Raw genomic sequence first — 14,614 nt, 5'->3', positions numbered from 1 at the left:
GCACTGCTACAGGCCCACTACCCTGGATGCCGTGACTATTCGCCTGTACGACACCAGCGCCCGGCAGATCCGCGACTTCACCCCGCTCACCGCGGGCTGTGTCTCGATCTACCTGTGTGGCGCCACGGTGCAGGCCGCCCCGCACATCGGGCACGTCCGCTCGTACCTGAACTTCGACGTCATGCGCCGCTGGTTCGCGTACCGCGGCTACGACGTGACCTTCATCCGCAACGTCACCGACATCGACGACAAGATCATCGCCAAGGCGGCCGAACAGGGCCGCCCCTGGTGGTCCATCGGCTACGAGAACGAACTGGCCTTCAACTCCGGCTACGACGCGCTCGGCTGCCTGCGGCCCACCTACGAGCCGCGCGCCACCGGGCACGTCCCGGAGATGATCGAGATGATGCGCGGGCTCATCGAGCGCGGTCACGCGTACGAGTCCGAGGGCAACGTCTACTTCGACGTGAAGTCCTTCCCCGGCTACCTCTCGCTCTCCCGCCAGGAGCTCGACAACATCCGCCAGCCGGAGAGCACCGGCGAGACCGGCAAGCGCGACCCGCGCGACTTCGCCATGTGGAAGTCCGCCAAGCCCGGCGAGCCCTCCTGGGAGACCCCGTGGGGCCGCGGCCGTCCCGGCTGGCACCTGGAGTGCTCCGCCATGGCGCACAAGTACCTCGGCGAGGCCTTCGACATCCACGGCGGCGGGCTCGACCTGATCTTCCCGCACCACGAGAACGAGATCGCCCAGGCCCAGGCCTTCGGCGACGAGTTCGCCAAGTACTGGGTCCACAACGCCTGGGTCACCATGTCCGGCGAGAAGATGTCCAAGTCGCTGGGCAACTCCGTCCTCGTCTCCGAGATGGTCAAGCAGTGGCGCCCGATCGTCCTGCGCTACTACCTCGGCACCCCGCACTACCGGTCGATGATCGAGTACAGCGAGGAGGCCCTGCGCGAGGCCGAGTCGGCCTTCGCCCGGATCGAGGGCTTCTACCAGCGCGTCATCGAGAAGGCCGGCGGACCCGTCGAGCCGGCGCGCGAGGTCCCGCCCGCCTTCGCCGAGGCCATGGACGACGACCTGGGCGTCCCCCAGGCGCTCGCGATCGTCCACACCACCGTCCGCCAGGGCAACAGCGCGCTCGCCGCCGACGACAAGGACGCGGCCATCGCGCGCCTGTCCGAGGTACGGGCCATGCTGGGCGTCCTCGGCCTGGACCCGCTCGACCCCCACTGGGACGCCGGGAACGCCTCCGACCGCGGCGAGGAGCTCCACGGCGCCGTGGACACCCTCGTACGGCTCGTCCTGGAGCAGCGCGAGTCCGCCCGGGGCCGTAAGGACTGGGCGACCGCCGACGCGATCCGCGACCAGCTCCAGCAGTCCGGGCTGGTCATCGAGGACAGCCCCACGGGTCCGCGCTGGACGCTCGGCCCCCGCTGAGCCCGGGCAGCTGAGCTTGGTGTGCTGCCCGGCGCTCCGGGCGGCACACTCTTCATACGTACATATCGCAGCACCAACGAAAACAGGTAGAGGTCATGGCCGGGAACAGCCAGCGCAGGAACCGCCGCACGTCCAACAAGAAGGGCGCCACGGTCGGCAGCGGTGGCCAGCGGCGCAAGGGCCTGGAAGGCAAGGGCCCCACGCCCAAGGCCGAGGACCGCAAGAAGCACAAGGCGAACCGCATCGCGGGCGCCATGGCCCGCCAGGCCGCCAAGCGCCGCCCCGCCCCGCGCCGCGGCGGCCCCAAGGGCACCAGCGAGATGGTCGTCGGCCGCAACCCGGTCTTCGAGGCGCTGCGCGACGGCGTCCCCGCCACCACCCTCTACGTCCAGCAGTTCATCGACAACGACGAGCGCGTGCGCGAGGCCCTCCAGCTCGCCGCCGAGCGCGGCAACATCAACCTGATGGAAGCCCCGCGCCCCGAGCTCGACCGCATGACCAACGGGCTCAACCACCAGGGCCTGGTCCTCCAGGTCCCGCCGTACGAGTACGCGCACCCCGAGGACCTCACGGCGGCCGCCTACGACAACGGCGACGACCCGCTCATCGTCGCCCTCGACGGCGTCACCGACCCGCGCAACCTCGGCGCGATCGTCCGCTCCGTCTCCGCCTTCGGCGGCCACGGCGTGGTCATCCCCGAGCGCCGCGCCGCCGGCATGACCGCCGGCGCCTGGAAGACCTCGGCCGGCACCGCCGCCCGCACCCCGGTCTCGCGCGTCACCAACCTGACCCGCGCCCTCCAGGACTACAAGAAGGCCGGCATCACCATCGTCGGCCTCGCGGCCGAAGGCACGCACACGGTCAACGACCTCGCCGAGCTGGCGGGCCCGGTCGTCATCGTCGTCGGCTCCGAGGGCAAGGGCCTCGGCCGCCTCGTCGGCGAGAACTGCGACTACCTCGTCCGCATCCCGATGCCGGGCGGCGCCGAGTCCCTCAACGCGGGCGTCGCTGCCGGTGTGGTCCTCTACGAGGCGGCCCGCCGCCGCGCCGACCGCGGCCGCGTCTGATCGCCGCGCGACGGGTCCCCGCACGCCGGATCCCTCGCGCAACTGATCCACTTGGCTCACGGAACATGACCCGTGAGCGTGTCACCCCGCCCGATTCGGGCGGGGTGGCTTGATCTTGACGGGTCTCGGACACATCCCTGACGTCAAGGCAGTGTCCTAACCACTGATCACTCGGTTAGATGAGTGTGGACACCAGAACGTCAGGGTTCGACGACCAGCCCGCGCTGAGCATGGTCAAGGTGCCGTGCGACCCCGCACAGGTCATCGTCAACCACGCCAGCTTCCGCGTGCGGCTCGCACCGAGCCCGAGCGCGCGTTCCAAGCCCGCGAGGGCCCCCGGCCGCGCACCCGTGCTGGGTGGCGCCGTGGTGGCAGCCGCCGGGGCCACCCGCCGCCGGGCCCCCGTGGTCTGGAGCGGCAAGTCCGACGCCGGCGACGCCGCAGCCATGGGCGGCCTGCTCCAGGCCGTCCGCGAGGCCGGCCGCGGACACGACGAGTACGACGGCGGCGCCACCCAGGTCATCCCCCGCGTCGACCTGGCCCACGACCTCGCCGAGGACACCGTCGCCACGCCGACCGTCATCGGCCAGCGCAGCTACGGGGACCCCACCGAGACCCGCCCCCTGGCCGCCGTACGCGACCTTCCGTACCAGCAGGAGCCGCCCGGCTCCGGCCCCGGGGCCGACTCCCGCCGGGCCGGACCCGACACCCGCGGCCAGGCCTCCTACTACCCCGGCCGCCGGATGAACCTCGGCGTCGTGCTGCTCCCGCTGCGCGTCTTCCTCGGTTTCATCTCCATCTACGCCGGCATGGGCAAGCTCTGCGACCCCGTCTACTTCGACGGCGGCGAACGCGGCTCGATGGTCACCTGGCTGCACACGCTCACCCCCTGGGCCCTCGCCGAGCCGCTGCGCGACTTCGCGCTCGCGCACCCGGTGGGCGCGGGCCTGAGCGTGGCCTTCCTCCAGGTCATCGTGGGCGTGCTGACGGTGTTCGGCCTGTGGCAGCGGTTCGCCGCCTGCTTCGGGGCGCTGCTGTCCGCCGCGCTGCTGATGACGGTGAGCTGGAAGACCGTCCCGGCCTACGACGCGCCCGACATCATCTACCTCGCCGCCTGGAGCCCGCTGATCATCGCGGGTGCCCCGGTCTACTCCCTCGACGGACGCCTCGCCGGCGAGGCGTGGCGGACCCTCGGCCCGCGCTCCGAGGTCTGGCGGCTGCGGCGGCGCGTACTGCGCCGCGGAGCCGTCATGGCCGCCGTCGTGTGCGGGCTCACCCTGCTCGTCGGCTCGCTCCTCGGCGGCGCCGTCCGCTCCTCCACCGTCGTCACCGTCCCCGGGCCGGGCGAGGCCCCCAGCAACTACCTGCCCGGCCGGCCGCTGCCGCAGGCACCGGCCAGCCAGCAGCCCGTACAGCAGCAGCCCACGAAGCCGCCGGCCAAGTCCGCCTCGCCCTCGGCCACCGCGACCGAGCCCGCGGCCAAGTCCGGGAAGACCGCTTCCGGCACCCCCTCCAAGGGCACCTCGGGGACCCGCTCCGAGTCGCCCGCCGCGACGCGCGGCACCACCGGCAAGCAGCAGACCCCGCGCAGCACCCCCCGCCAGTCCTCCGCACCGAAGCAGCCGTCCTCCTCCGCGGGGAGCAGCACGGGCGGCGGGGCTCCGGCCCCGAAGCAGCCGGGCCTGATCGGCGGGCTCATCGGCTGACACCGGCACAGGGAAACCGGGGCCCGGCACGCACGAGCGTGCCGGGCCCCCGTGCGTGTGCCGGGCGCGCGAAGCCGCGTACGTACCGGGCGTACGGGCACCTGTCGGCCCCGCGAAGGGCCTCAGAGGGCCTTCTGCGCCGCCAACTCCCGTGCGGCCTCGGTGAGGTCCTTCGCGGTGTCGATCGCCCGCCAGTAGGCCCCCTGCGGCAGCGGGAAGCCGGCGAGGCGCCGCTCACGGGCCAGGCGCGGGAACGTCGTGCGCTCGTGGTCCCCCAAGTCCGGGAGCAGCGCGGTGAATTCGGCACTGAAGACGTACACGCCGGCGTTGACCGGATAGGGCGATGGCGGGGCCTCGATGAAGTCCAGCACCTGCCCGAACTCGTTGGTCTCCACGACCCCCCACGGGATCCGCGGCCGGGCCAGCGCGAGGGTGGCAACGGCGTCCCGCTCCGCGTGGAAGGCGGCCATCTCGCGGAGCGAGAACCGGGTCCAGATGTCGCCGTTGGTCGCGTACCAGGCCTCGGCGGGATGCGGGAGGTGCCGGGCGGCGTACTTGAGACCGCCGCCGCGCCCCAGCGGCTCCTCCTCGACCACGGTGGTCACGCGCAGCGGCAACCGGGCCCCGGCGAGCCACTCCTGGAGCACCTCGGCCAGGTGCCCGCAGGAGACCACGGCGTCCGTGACCCCCTCGGAGGCCAGCCAGGCCAGCTGGTGCCCGATGATCGGCACCCCCGTCCCCGGGATCTCGACCATCGGCTTCGGGCGGTCGTCGGTGTACGGACGCAGCCGCGAACCCTGGCCGCCCGCCAGGACGACGGCCTGGGTGGGGGCGGCGGGGAACGCGGCTGCGGAGGGAGCGGGCGGAGCGGATCGGCGGTCGTCGGTCATGACGGCCAGCGTAGGGACGTGGCGTGCGTCAGCCCATGGAGGCGACGCCGGAGGCGTACGAGGTGTCGCAGACGGGCCGGGCGAAGGACTGGGCCTTCGTCGGGCCGTACGCGTCCACGGCGGCCCGCCCCACCGCCCGCGCGATCCCCACGCAGTGCTCGGCGAGCGACGGCCGCCGGTCGACCTCCTGCTGGAGGTGGGTCAGGACGTCGTCCGGCCGCCCGCCCTGCTGCAGCTCGCCGACGAGCTGATCGCGCAACACCTCGTGCGCGGCACGCGGCTTCGCGGGGACGGAGACGTCCTCGGCGGAGGCGGTCAGGATCTGGGAGGACGAAGTGTCCGCCCAGGGGACCATGGTGACCGCGAGGGTCCCGGACAGGACCAGGACGACGGGCAGGACCAGGGCGAGGGAACGGCCGATACGGCGGGCAGTGTGGGTCACGAGGGCGAGAGTAGCGCTCGGTGAAGATTTGGCGACATTTAGTCACCCTGTCGGGGGATGGTTCGACGTGGTTTTTCGAATTAAGGGTTGACGGTTGGGGCCGAATGGCCCGGTCTGCCGGAGTTCCGTCCGCGGTCCCGGACGGGCGGCGCACGGGCAACGGACGCCGAAGGGGCGCCCCTTGACGGGACGCCCCTCCAACGACCGCGAAACCTACGGGAACTGCGGGACCCGCTAGTCGGACAGCCGCTCGCCGGAGGAGGTCGAGAAGACGTGGATCTCGTCCGCGCGGGGCACCACGTGGAGGCTGGAGCCCTTCTCCGGGACCTGGCGGCCGCCCACGCGGACCACGAGGTCCTGAGAGCCCCCGGCGGAGGTCGTGGAGCCGTAGACGTAGCCGTCGGCGCCGAGCTCCTCGACGACGTTCACGACCATGGTCAGACCGCCCGTCTCGGCGACGTCGAAGTGCTCCGGGCGGACGCCGACCGTGACGGTGCGGTCGCCCGCGTCGGCCGCCGCGGACAGCGCCTCGCGGGACACCGGGACGACGCTGTCGCCGAACTTCACACCGCCGTCGGTGATCGGGACCTCGACCAGGTTCATGGCCGGCGAGCCGATGAAGCCGGCGACGAAGAGGTTCGCGGGGCGGTCGTACATGTTGCGCGGGGTGTCGACCTGCTGGAGCAGCCCGTCCTTCAGAACGGCCACGCGGTCGCCCATCGTCATGGCCTCGACCTGGTCGTGGGTGACGTAGACCGTGGTGATGCCGAGGTCGCGCTGGAGCGCGGCGATCTGCGTGCGGGTGGAGACGCGGAGCTTGGCGTCGAGGTTCGACAGCGGCTCGTCCATGAGGAACACCTGCGGCTTGCGCACGATGGCGCGGCCCATGGCGACGCGCTGGCGCTGACCGCCGGAGAGCGCCTTCGGCTTCCGGTCGAGGTACTGGGTGAGGTCGAGCATCTTCGCCGCGTCCTCCACCTTCTTGCGGATGGTGGCCTTGTCCTCGCCGGCGATCTTGAGCGCGAAGCCCATGTTGTCGGCGACGGACATGTGCGGGTAGAGCGCGTAGTTCTGGAACACCATCGCGATGTCCCGGTCCTTGGGCGGCAGGTGCGTGACGTCGCGGTCACCGATGCGGATGGCGCCGCCGTTGACGTCCTCCAGGCCGGCCAGCATGCGCAGCGAGGTGGACTTGCCGCAGCCGGACGGGCCGACGAGGACGAGGAACTCGCCGTCCTGGATCTCCAGCTCGAGCTGGTCGACGGCGGGCTTGTCGCCGCCGGGGTACAGCCGGGTCGCCTTGTCGAAAGTGACAGAAGCCATGGTGATGAATCCCTTCTACCGGCAGGAACGTGCCGGACGATCCGAGTGGAAGGAAGAATGGGTCTAGTCCACCGAGTGGACTTTCCGCCCGACGCTACCCGCCCGGACGGCTCCTGTCAGCACCGCACGGAGGTGACATCGAAGTCTGTGCGATCTGTCGGAACCCACTGCTTGGATGGCGTGCATGAACGCCACGCATGATCCCCGCGACGTACACGAACTGATCACGGTGCTCCCAGACGTCCCGGTCCTGCGCGACCGCTGCCGGGCTCTGGCGGCCCTGGACGCCGTGATGGGCCGCCGGGGCGGCAGCTACTTCGACTACGACCCCGCATGGGGGCCGGGCGTCGAGGCCGCGCTGATGACCAACGGTGCCGGCGACGAGTACACGATCCTCTTCACGCCCGACGGGGTCTTCGGCCGGGGCTTCGACCACGAGTCCTGGATGAGTCCCTACACGAACGACGACATGGCCCTGTGGCCCGGCCTCGTGGACACCCTGCCGGAGGTCTTCCGGCCGCTGCTCGCGGAGCCGGCCTTCTGCGACGACGACGTGCTGACGGCCACCGTGGTCTTCTGGCGGGAGAACTCCGACACCGCATGGCGGGCCGGGCCGGTGGAGATCCCCGACGACGACGGCGACGGCACGGGCTTCCTCTTCCGGGTCCTGGCGGCCGGCACCCCCGAGGCGTACGTGGACTTCGCCCAGGGCTACTACGAGCGCGACGTCGACCTCGAAGCGGTCCGCCACGTGTTCGCCCTGCGCCCCCTCACGGAGGCGGTGGTCAAGACCCTGAACCCGCGGGCGGAACCGTCCGCCGTGGTGGAGACCGCGGCCCGGGCCGGATATCCGGCCCGGGGCTGAGCGGAGCGGCCTGCGGAACGCGCGTGCCGGCACCCACTCGGGCGGGTTCAATGCGATGGCCCGGGGAATCGCGTGCTGTGTAGAGTGATGGCGGCTTCGCACGCAGTACACGCGGGCATGCCGTGCCTCCTTAGCTCAGTCCGGCCAGAGCAACGCACTTGTAATGCGTAGGTCGTCGGTTCGAATCCGACAGGGGGCCCACCGGACTCCCAGCCCAGATCTGTTCTGAGCTGGGATTTTTCGTTTCAGCGAATCTTGCGGCGACGCCGGGCCCGCGCCGCGCGGGTGCTCTCTGTCTCAGTTCTGGTCTCAGACAGGGGTCCGGGGCCAGGTTCGGGAGTCGCCGCGCGGCCGGGCACGGGGCCCGGCATGAAGGCCTCGCCCATCCGCCGCATCGCCTCGCGGGACAGCTCGGAGCGCCCCTTCACGTACCGGCGCGTCTGACTGATCTGGGTGTGCCGGAGGATCTCCATGATGGTGGGCATGTCCACCCCCAGCTCGTTCAGGATCGTCCCCGCCGTGTGACGGCTCCCGTCGTGCTGGCGCCGGTCGCTGATCCCGGCCTCGGCGAGCAGCTCCTTGAATTCCGCCCAGTCCGCCCGCGGATCCAAAGGCCGGCCGTCCTCGCGCGTAAATACGGCGTCGCACTCCTCCCACAGCTCCCCGGCCCTCCGCCGCTGCTCTTCCTGCCTCGCCCTGTGCTCCAGGAGATAGGGCAGGAAAGGCGGCGGGATCGGCACGGGGTTCTGGCTCTTCTTCGTCTTGGGCCGGGTGAAGGCCAGGCCTCCGCCCTTTCGCTCGGGGCAGGCGCTCGCGTGCCGGCGGCAGGTCTTCGGGCACGGCGCCGGACAGCCGCGGACGTAGTTCCTGTGCGTCGAGCACTCGGGCGGGCACGGCTCGAACCGATGGAGCCGGGCTCCGCAGGCGCGTGCGTCCCGGCACCCGTGCTTCCAGGTGAGCCGCTGGAGCTGCCAGGCGGGATGGAACAGCCCGTGCTCCAGGTCGACGTACGACCAGCGCAGGCCCAGGGCCTCACCTTGCCGGAATCCCATGCCGACCCCGATCGCCCACCGCATGAACGTGGGGCGCTGCGCGGCGGCGGCGAGAAAGGCCTTCGACTCGTCCCGCGAGAACGGGTTCGCCTCCGTCTCGTCCACGGACGGGGGGTCCACGAGGGTGGCGACGTTCTCGTTGATGATCCGGCGGCGGTGGGCGATCTTCAGGGCCCGGGACAGGATGCGGTGCACCTTGACCACGTGCGACGGGGCGTGGCCCTCGTCGAGCATGACCGCGTACATGGCCTCCAGATGCTCGGGCGCGAGCTTGTCGAGGCGGTGCTTGCCGACCCCGGGGATGATGTCGTTGCGGGTCTTCGACCAGTAGTCGTCCAGGGACCGCGGCTTCAGCTTCAGGCTCGCGATCGTCGTCAGGTACGTGTCCATCCACTGTGCGACGGTCGGCTTGCGCCCGGCCTTCACGGCCCGGCCCTCGTCGCGCAGCTTCTCCAGCTCGCGGACCTTCTTGGTGACGGCGGCCTCGGTCTTCGCCCGGCGGTGCCGGCGGTCCGGTCCGCCGTCGGGCTTCACGCCCATCGTGACGCGGCCGTGCCACCACCCGTCACTGCCAAGGTAGATGGACGACTCCATATTCGGCTTACGGGTGCTCATGGGCTCCTCGATGTTCCCTGCAGGCGGCAGGCGGCCCCGGGAAGCTCCCGGGGCCGCCTGTGGACGGGGCTGAGATCAGACCGACTGCGGCGGGAGTTGGGCGACGAACGCGTCGATGTCCGCCCGCTTGATGCGGCGGGCCCGGCCGAGCTTGATGAAGGGCAGCTCGCCGGAGGCCATCAGCTCGTAGATGGTGGAGCGGCCGAGCCGGAGCAGTACGACGGCGTCCTTCACGGTGCAGAGGACGGGGGAGGAGGACTGTGCTGCGGTGGTCACTGCTCATATCTCCTTGGTGATCGAGTGCGGGCCTGACTCCGGCCCCCTTCTGGGGATCCGCAACAGCCGCCACGCCGCAACAGCGCTGGTCAGGGGCGCGGGTTTGTGGCGGATCCGGTTTTTGTGGCGGATCGGTGCCGCAACACGCGGGATGTGGCGGCACCGATCAGGGGTGGTTCAGGCGACGCCGGCGGGCTGCGGTGTGGCGGTCTGGTGGGGCGTGTGGCGGATGCCGGGGAGGGGTTCCGCCACAGATTCACCCCCGCTGACCTGCGGTGTGGCGGATGTGGCGGCTGTTGCGGACTTCTGGGGGTGCGGGGGGCAGTAGCGGGCCCAGGCGTCGGCCAGGTCGTCGGCGTAGTAGCCCTTGGGGGTGGCGGAGCCGACTCGGATCCCGCGGGGCTTGATGGGCTTGTTGGCGGCGGTGACGTACTGGCCGAGCATCTGGGACAGGACGCGGGAGGTGAGGGGCTTGCCGTCCAGGTCGGCCCAGGGGGCGTCGTCCATGCGGAGGAGGCATTCGAGGATGGTCGCGGTCGGCATCCGCTCCTGGCCGCGGAAGACGTGGTCGCGCAGGTCGGTCAGCAGGCGGATACCGAGGGAGGAGGCGTCGTTCTCCTTGGCGGCGGTGACCAGTTCCAGGCAGGCGTCACGGGCCCGCTCGGGCCAGTCACCGCCCGCGGCTTCGGCGACGGAGAGGAGCGGTTCCCACACGTCCGCCGGCCGGTCGGTGATCCCGTCGGGCATGGTCGGCCAGGACCCGGTGACCTGCTTTCGGACGGATTCGGCCCAGGCGAAGAGCCGGTCGCGCAGAGCGTGACCCTGCTTCTTGTGGATGCGCTCCCGCCAGGGCTCGCACTTCTCGTTGGGGGCCTTCTTGCGCATCCGGATGATGACGGAGCGGGTGAAGACGGTGTCGGGCAGGGAGCCGAGACCCGCGAGGGCGACGGCGCAGTAGGCCGGGAAGCCCTCCACGGTCTGGTTCGCGCCGTCCCCCACGCACCGGTACATCTTCCGGCCCCGGGTGTGACCGGCATTGAGGAACTTCCGCAGGTTCTCATCGCCCGCGGCCTTGGGACCGAAGATGGTGTCGATCTCGTCGAAGAGGATCGTGGGCCGTTCTCCCTCGATCCCGGCGACGGACCGGAACAGCGCGGACTGAGAAGCGTCCACCGCTGCCATGGAGTTGGGCACGAGGGTCTCGATCACGTCCAGAGCACGGCTCTTGCCGGACCCCGGCTCCGGGGAGAGGAACGCGATGCGGGGGGTGGCGTCGAAGGCGTCGAGCAGGTGCGCGTGCGCGTCCCACAGCGTCACGGCAACGTAGGCGGCCTCGCGCGGGAAAATGTTGAACCGCCGGTGGAAGGCTTCCACCTCGTCGAGCAGACCGGCTCCGTCGATGGGTGCGGCCTGGGGCTTGTGGTCGCTCATCAGGCGGCCTTCCCTTCCTGAGAAATGAGCAAGGGGCAGAGGGAGCGGTGCTGGACGTGGTCCTCGATCAGGGCGAGCGCACGGCGCTGCCCTGCGGCGAACAGGTCCCGTCCGCACGCGCACCACGACCGGACGGACGGGGTGACGCCGCGACCGGGAGCGACGATGTGGAGCCAGGCGACGGGCCGGCGCCCGTCGTCGGTGTGCGGGTCAGGGCGAACAGATGAAGGGACGCCTTCGGCGACGACCTTCAGCGCGCCTGCCACCTGCTGTGTCGGCGGCTGTTTGGCGTCCTCAGCGACACGTTGGTCGAGAGGGCTCTTAGAGGGAGCGGGGGGCGGGGCGGTCATGCCGCGCGCCGGCCGCTGGTGGGGTTGTTGGCGATCGACCAGTTCAGACCTCGGGTGATGACGTCGTCGTAGTAGCGCTCCGACTCGGTGGCGTTGCCCGCCGCTGCGCTTCTAAGAGCCTGCTCAACCTCCGCGCGGGTCAGGTCGCCCGACGCGACGAACCGTCCCAGAGCCCTCGCGGCCCTGAGCAGCGTGTCGTTGCGGGTCCCATCCCCGGCATGGGCGACGTTCCGTACTTCGTTGTCGACGGCCGCTTTCGCGTACCGGGACCCCTTCACGCTCAGGGGCATCGGAACGTCCCGGACGGACTTGGGCCGGGCCGTCAGCGCGTTGGCGAGCCATCCGGGGAGTGGGATGGGGCTGATGCTGTCCAGCACCGTGTAGGAGCCGTCCGGGGTGCTGCTGCCGGGGGCGACGACGTACCCGCCCCAGCCCCGGGTGTCGATGTGCTTCCCGAGACGTCCGGCGGTGTTGCCGAGCCGGGCCCCGTCGGGCTGGGTGAAGTACAGGTGCCGCCCGCCACGGGCGGTCCGCACGCGGTAGGTGGTGGGGACGGCCTGTCCGGCGCGCTCGCAGAGCGCCTCAAAGGCCGTTACGCCGTCAGGCGTTCCCTCCTTGTCTGTCGGCTTGAGCATGTCGAGGTCGACGACGAGCAGCCCGGACGGGCCGGTCGCGATCCCGACGTTGTACGGCGCGTGGGTCCACGCGGCGGCGATCAGGTCCGGGTCGGTCGTTGCCCGCTGCTCGGGGGTGCGGTGGCCGGTGGTGCAGCGGCCGGTGCCGGGGCAGGAGCGTTCGGGGTGGCCGGCGGGCCGCTTGTCCTGGGGGCGCAGGGGGAAGACGTGCCAGCCGTGCTGGGCGGTGTCGATGGCGTGGGCGAGGAGTTCGAGACCGGGCAGATCAAGACCGGGCAGGTCGTTCATGCGGCTTCCTCCTGCCGGGTGTGGGTGAGGTGCTGGGTGGCGATCCAGTGGGTGTAGGCGGGGGGGACGGCCTGGCGGGCTTCGGTCTTGTTCATCCAGGTGCAGCCCATGGCGTCGGCGTAGGCGCGTTCGCCCTTGTGCTCGAAGGCCAGCAGCTTCTTGTGGTGCCAGCAGGGCGGGAGGAGGTCTCCGCCGCCGCCCCAGGAGGTTTCGAAGGTGCGGTGGCGGCGGACGTTGAGGCCGAACTGCGACCCGCACAGCAGGTAGTCCGGCCGCAGGGGTGCTTCGGGGACGTTCTCGATGACCCATGGGATCCCGGACGCCTGGAGCCGTTCGCGGCCGGGGGTGAGGAGGTCGGGGTGCTGGGTGCGGTCGCCGCGCCAGGCGGTGACGCGGGCGAAGTGCTGGCAGGGCCAGGAGGCGTGGATGAGGTCGAAGCCGTCGAGGGGGAACGTGAGGGCGTCGGCTTGGTGAAAGGTGAAGGGGTAGTTCGGCTGGGGCCGGTTGTCGACGCCGGTGACGTCGAATCCGGCGAGGTGGTAGCCCATGGACAGTCCGCCGGCGCCGCAGCACAGGTCCAGCACGCGCAGGCCGTTCGGCCGCCGCAGCGGCAGCACCATCGCGGGCGCGCTCATGCGGCCACCGCCTGTGTGTTGAGGAAGGCGAGGGCCTGGCGGCCGATGTGCTGGGTGTAGGCCGGGGGGACGCATTCGCGGATCCCGTCGCGGTTCATCCAGGGGACGCCCATGTCGGTGCGGGCTTCGGCGACGCCGGGGAAGTTGCCGACGTAGTGGGCGAACTCTCCGGCCCGGCGCGGGCGGCCCATCTTGGTGAGCGGGACGGTGTGGGCCTGGTGGGCGGGCGGGGTGAAGGTGAAGCCGCCGCCGGTCTCGAAGAGGCGGTGGCGGTAGGTCCGCATCCCGAAGACTGCCGCGCACATCGCCACGGGGTTCCGCAGCTCGGGGGCGGCTTCCTCGACGTTCTCGATCACCCACGGCCGGCCGGTGGCCTGAAGGGCTTCCCGGAGAGGGGCGATGAGGTCGGGGTGGGGGCGGCCCTGGATCTTCTGGGCCCGGCTGTAGCGCTGGCAGGGCGGGGAGGCGTGGATGAAGTCGAAGCCCTCCCCGAACGCGCGGATGAAGTCGAGCGCCTCGCCCTGGTGGAAGCCGAGCGGGTAGCGGGGCTGAGCCGTAATGTCGACGCCGGTCACGTCGAATCCGGCCCGGTGGTAGCCCATGCCGGCGCCGCCCTGGCAGCAGAACGCGTCCAGGAGTAACGGCCGGTCGGGGTTGTGGTCTCGCCGGATGTCGGCGGTGTGGGTCATGCTGGAGTCCTCCAGTTCAGTGCAACTGCTGGATGAGGGCGGCCCGGACTTTGCCGAGACGGGGCCGCCCTCGCTGTGTTCAGTGGCGGGAGTGGTCGATGACGAGCTCGGTCAGCCGTTTGGCCTCGTCGGGGGTGACGTGGCGGTAGCGGACGGAGACGCCGCATCCCGAGTAGGGGCAGCGGACGGTGTGTTTGCCGGTGAGGAGTGCGGCGGCGTCGGAGACGCGCTCCGACAGGAGGTTCCGGTACATGGGCGGTCCTTTCAGCGGTGGTTGAGGGTGCCGGTGGCGCGGCCGAACATCCCGGAGGCGCTGATGTTCTGGGTGATGTGCTGGACCGGCACTGTGCTCCGTTCGGTCCCGCGCCCGGCGCGGAGGAGGAGTGGGGCGAGGGTGCCGGCGGCGATGAGGGTGAGGGCGGCCCAGAGGGCTTCGGTCATGGCGATCAGTCCCGGGGCGGCGTAGGAGATCCCGAATCCGGCTGCGGCGATCCCGCCGCCGACGGTCGGGGCGAGGAGTGCGGTGGTCTTGGCCCACGCCGGGATCGGTTGCACGGCCGGACCGGCTGCGGGCGGGGTGGGCTGGGTGTAGGCGAGGGTGCGGTAGCCGCCGGGGAGGGTGACCATTTCGACTCCGGGCGGGAGTTCGGCGGGCAGCATCTGGGGCTGCTGGACGGCGGTCGGGTAGAGGATCGGGTCGCCGTAGCGGGCGGGCTGGGGGGTGCTCGTGCGGGTGGGCTCATGCACGACTGGGCTCCCTGGTAAGCGCGAGGACCACACCTGGACGTTTAGGTGTGGTCCTAGCTGGCTTGTCGTCTGGCTTGTCGCTTGTCTTGTCTTGTCGCTTGTCGCCTCCCAGGTCAGAAGCCGTTTCCAAGCCCTCAGAAGAGTCGGAGCGGGCTTCTGCCAGGG

At 71.1% G+C, this 14,614-nt stretch carries 15 protein-coding genes and 1 tRNA gene; 5 read left to right on the top strand and 11 right to left on the bottom strand.

Going from position 1 to position 14,614, the window contains the following annotated elements:
* Nucleotides 1–31 precede the first annotated feature (31 nt).
* The 3 genes from cysS (at nt 32) to JYK04_RS20265 (ending at nt 4,211) form a co-directional block, all read left to right on the top strand.
* Entirely contained in the window at nt 32–1,438 is a 1,407-nt protein-coding gene (gene cysS, locus JYK04_RS20275) for a cysteine--tRNA ligase (RefSeq protein WP_189734921.1), read from the top strand.
* Between the two features lie 95 nt (nt 1,439–1,533).
* Nucleotides 1,534–2,505, top strand: a complete 972-nt coding sequence (gene rlmB, locus JYK04_RS20270) for a 23S rRNA (guanosine(2251)-2'-O)-methyltransferase RlmB (RefSeq protein WP_189734923.1) — start codon at nt 1,534–1,536, stop codon at nt 2,503–2,505.
* Between the two features lie 179 nt (nt 2,506–2,684).
* Nucleotides 2,685–4,211 (top strand): DoxX family protein, encoded by a 1,527-nt coding sequence (locus JYK04_RS20265; protein ID WP_189734925.1) that lies wholly within the window; start codon nt 2,685–2,687, stop codon nt 4,209–4,211.
* A 122-nt stretch (nt 4,212–4,333) separates the two neighbouring features.
* Here JYK04_RS20265 and JYK04_RS20260 read toward each other — a convergent pair whose 3' ends face one another.
* The 3 genes from JYK04_RS20260 to JYK04_RS20250 all read right to left on the bottom strand — a co-directional run bounded on the left by JYK04_RS20260 (nt 4,334) and on the right by JYK04_RS20250 (nt 6,866).
* On the bottom strand, nt 4,334–5,101 hold the full coding sequence (locus JYK04_RS20260; RefSeq protein WP_189734927.1) for a nucleotidyltransferase family protein: 768 nt from the start codon (nt 5,099–5,101) through the stop codon (nt 4,334–4,336).
* A gap of 28 nt (nt 5,102–5,129) precedes the next feature.
* A complete protein-coding gene (locus JYK04_RS20255) occupies nt 5,130–5,543 on the bottom strand; it encodes a hypothetical protein (protein ID WP_189734929.1) in 414 nt (137 codons plus the stop codon).
* A gap of 234 nt (nt 5,544–5,777) precedes the next feature.
* Nucleotides 5,778–6,866, bottom strand: a complete 1,089-nt coding sequence (locus JYK04_RS20250) for an ABC transporter ATP-binding protein (protein WP_189734931.1) — start codon at nt 6,864–6,866, stop codon at nt 5,778–5,780.
* Between the two features lie 184 nt (nt 6,867–7,050).
* On the opposite strand from JYK04_RS20250, the gene JYK04_RS20245 reads away from it, so the two are divergent.
* Together JYK04_RS20245 and JYK04_RS20240 are read left to right on the top strand one after the other, a co-directional pair.
* Nucleotides 7,051–7,731, top strand: a complete 681-nt coding sequence (locus JYK04_RS20245; RefSeq protein ID WP_189734933.1) for a hypothetical protein — start codon at nt 7,051–7,053, stop codon at nt 7,729–7,731.
* Between the two features lie 124 nt (nt 7,732–7,855).
* Nucleotides 7,856–7,930 (top strand) — tRNA-Thr (locus tag JYK04_RS20240).
* A 46-nt stretch (nt 7,931–7,976) separates the two neighbouring features.
* Here the strand turns inward: JYK04_RS20240 and JYK04_RS20235 are convergent.
* The 8 genes from JYK04_RS20235 to JYK04_RS20200 form a co-directional block, all read right to left on the bottom strand.
* Nucleotides 7,977–9,398, bottom strand: a complete 1,422-nt coding sequence (locus tag JYK04_RS20235) for a tyrosine-type recombinase/integrase (RefSeq protein WP_189734935.1) — start codon at nt 9,396–9,398, stop codon at nt 7,977–7,979.
* Between the two features lie 75 nt (nt 9,399–9,473).
* Nucleotides 9,474–9,674 (bottom strand): helix-turn-helix domain-containing protein, encoded by a 201-nt coding sequence (locus JYK04_RS20230; protein WP_030823314.1) that lies wholly within the window; start codon nt 9,672–9,674, stop codon nt 9,474–9,476.
* Nucleotides 9,675–9,851: 177 nt separating this feature from the next.
* A complete protein-coding gene (locus tag JYK04_RS20225; protein WP_189734937.1) occupies nt 9,852–11,105 on the bottom strand; it encodes a DUF3631 domain-containing protein in 1,254 nt (417 codons plus the stop codon).
* Nucleotides 11,106–11,451: 346 nt separating this feature from the next.
* Entirely contained in the window at nt 11,452–12,378 is a 927-nt protein-coding gene (locus JYK04_RS20220; RefSeq protein WP_189734939.1) for a bifunctional DNA primase/polymerase, read from the bottom strand.
* The gene (locus JYK04_RS20215) at nt 12,375–13,013 is read right to left on the bottom strand and encodes a DNA cytosine methyltransferase (RefSeq protein WP_189734941.1); all 639 of its coding nucleotides are present in this window, start codon (nt 13,011–13,013) and stop codon (nt 12,375–12,377) included. The genes JYK04_RS20220 and JYK04_RS20215 overlap by 4 nt, the downstream gene beginning before the upstream one ends.
* Nucleotides 13,010–13,702 (bottom strand): class I SAM-dependent methyltransferase, encoded by a 693-nt coding sequence (locus tag JYK04_RS20210; RefSeq protein WP_189734943.1) that lies wholly within the window; start codon nt 13,700–13,702, stop codon nt 13,010–13,012. Before JYK04_RS20210 ends, JYK04_RS20215 begins: the two co-directional genes overlap by 4 nt.
* A 79-nt stretch (nt 13,703–13,781) precedes the next feature.
* Nucleotides 13,782–13,955: a hypothetical protein gene (locus JYK04_RS20205; protein WP_189734945.1), complete on the bottom strand. Its 174-nt coding sequence runs from the start codon at nt 13,953–13,955 to the stop codon at nt 13,782–13,784.
* Nucleotides 13,956–13,966: 11 nt separating this feature from the next.
* Nucleotides 13,967–14,449: a hypothetical protein gene (locus JYK04_RS20200; RefSeq protein WP_373297379.1), complete on the bottom strand. Its 483-nt coding sequence runs from the start codon at nt 14,447–14,449 to the stop codon at nt 13,967–13,969.
* Between the last annotated feature and the right edge of the window lie 165 nt (nt 14,450–14,614).

The organism is Streptomyces nojiriensis, from assembly GCF_017639205.1.
Lineage (GTDB): Bacteria > Actinomycetota > Actinomycetes > Streptomycetales > Streptomycetaceae > Streptomyces > Streptomyces nojiriensis.
The sequence above is the reverse complement of the archived record's forward strand: the minus strand, read 5'-3'. Positions and strand labels throughout refer to the sequence as shown.

Excerpts from the sequence above, each read along its gene's own strand:
- JYK04_RS20225 (WP_189734937.1), bottom strand. The coding sequence starts at position 11,105 with ATGAGCGACCACAAGCCCCAGGCCGCACCCATCGACGGAGCCGGTCTG.
- rlmB (WP_189734923.1), top strand. The coding sequence starts at position 1,534 with ATGGCCGGGAACAGCCAGCGCAGGAACCGCCGCACGTCCAACAAGAAG.
- JYK04_RS20220 (WP_189734939.1), bottom strand. The coding sequence starts at position 12,378 with ATGAACGACCTGCCCGGTCTTGATCTGCCCGGTCTCGAACTCCTCGCC.
- JYK04_RS20265 (WP_189734925.1), top strand. The coding sequence starts at position 2,685 with ATGAGTGTGGACACCAGAACGTCAGGGTTCGACGACCAGCCCGCGCTG.
- JYK04_RS20210 (WP_189734943.1), bottom strand. The coding sequence starts at position 13,702 with ATGACCCACACCGCCGACATCCGGCGAGACCACAACCCCGACCGGCCG.
- JYK04_RS20245 (WP_189734933.1), top strand. The coding sequence starts at position 7,051 with ATGAACGCCACGCATGATCCCCGCGACGTACACGAACTGATCACGGTG.
- JYK04_RS20205 (WP_189734945.1), bottom strand. The coding sequence starts at position 13,955 with ATGTACCGGAACCTCCTGTCGGAGCGCGTCTCCGACGCCGCCGCACTC.
- JYK04_RS20215 (WP_189734941.1), bottom strand. The coding sequence starts at position 13,013 with ATGAGCGCGCCCGCGATGGTGCTGCCGCTGCGGCGGCCGAACGGCCTG.
- JYK04_RS20250 (WP_189734931.1), bottom strand. The coding sequence starts at position 6,866 with ATGGCTTCTGTCACTTTCGACAAGGCGACCCGGCTGTACCCCGGCGGC.
- JYK04_RS20260 (WP_189734927.1), bottom strand. The coding sequence starts at position 5,101 with ATGACCGACGACCGCCGATCCGCTCCGCCCGCTCCCTCCGCAGCCGCG.
- JYK04_RS20235 (WP_189734935.1), bottom strand. The coding sequence starts at position 9,398 with ATGAGCACCCGTAAGCCGAATATGGAGTCGTCCATCTACCTTGGCAGT.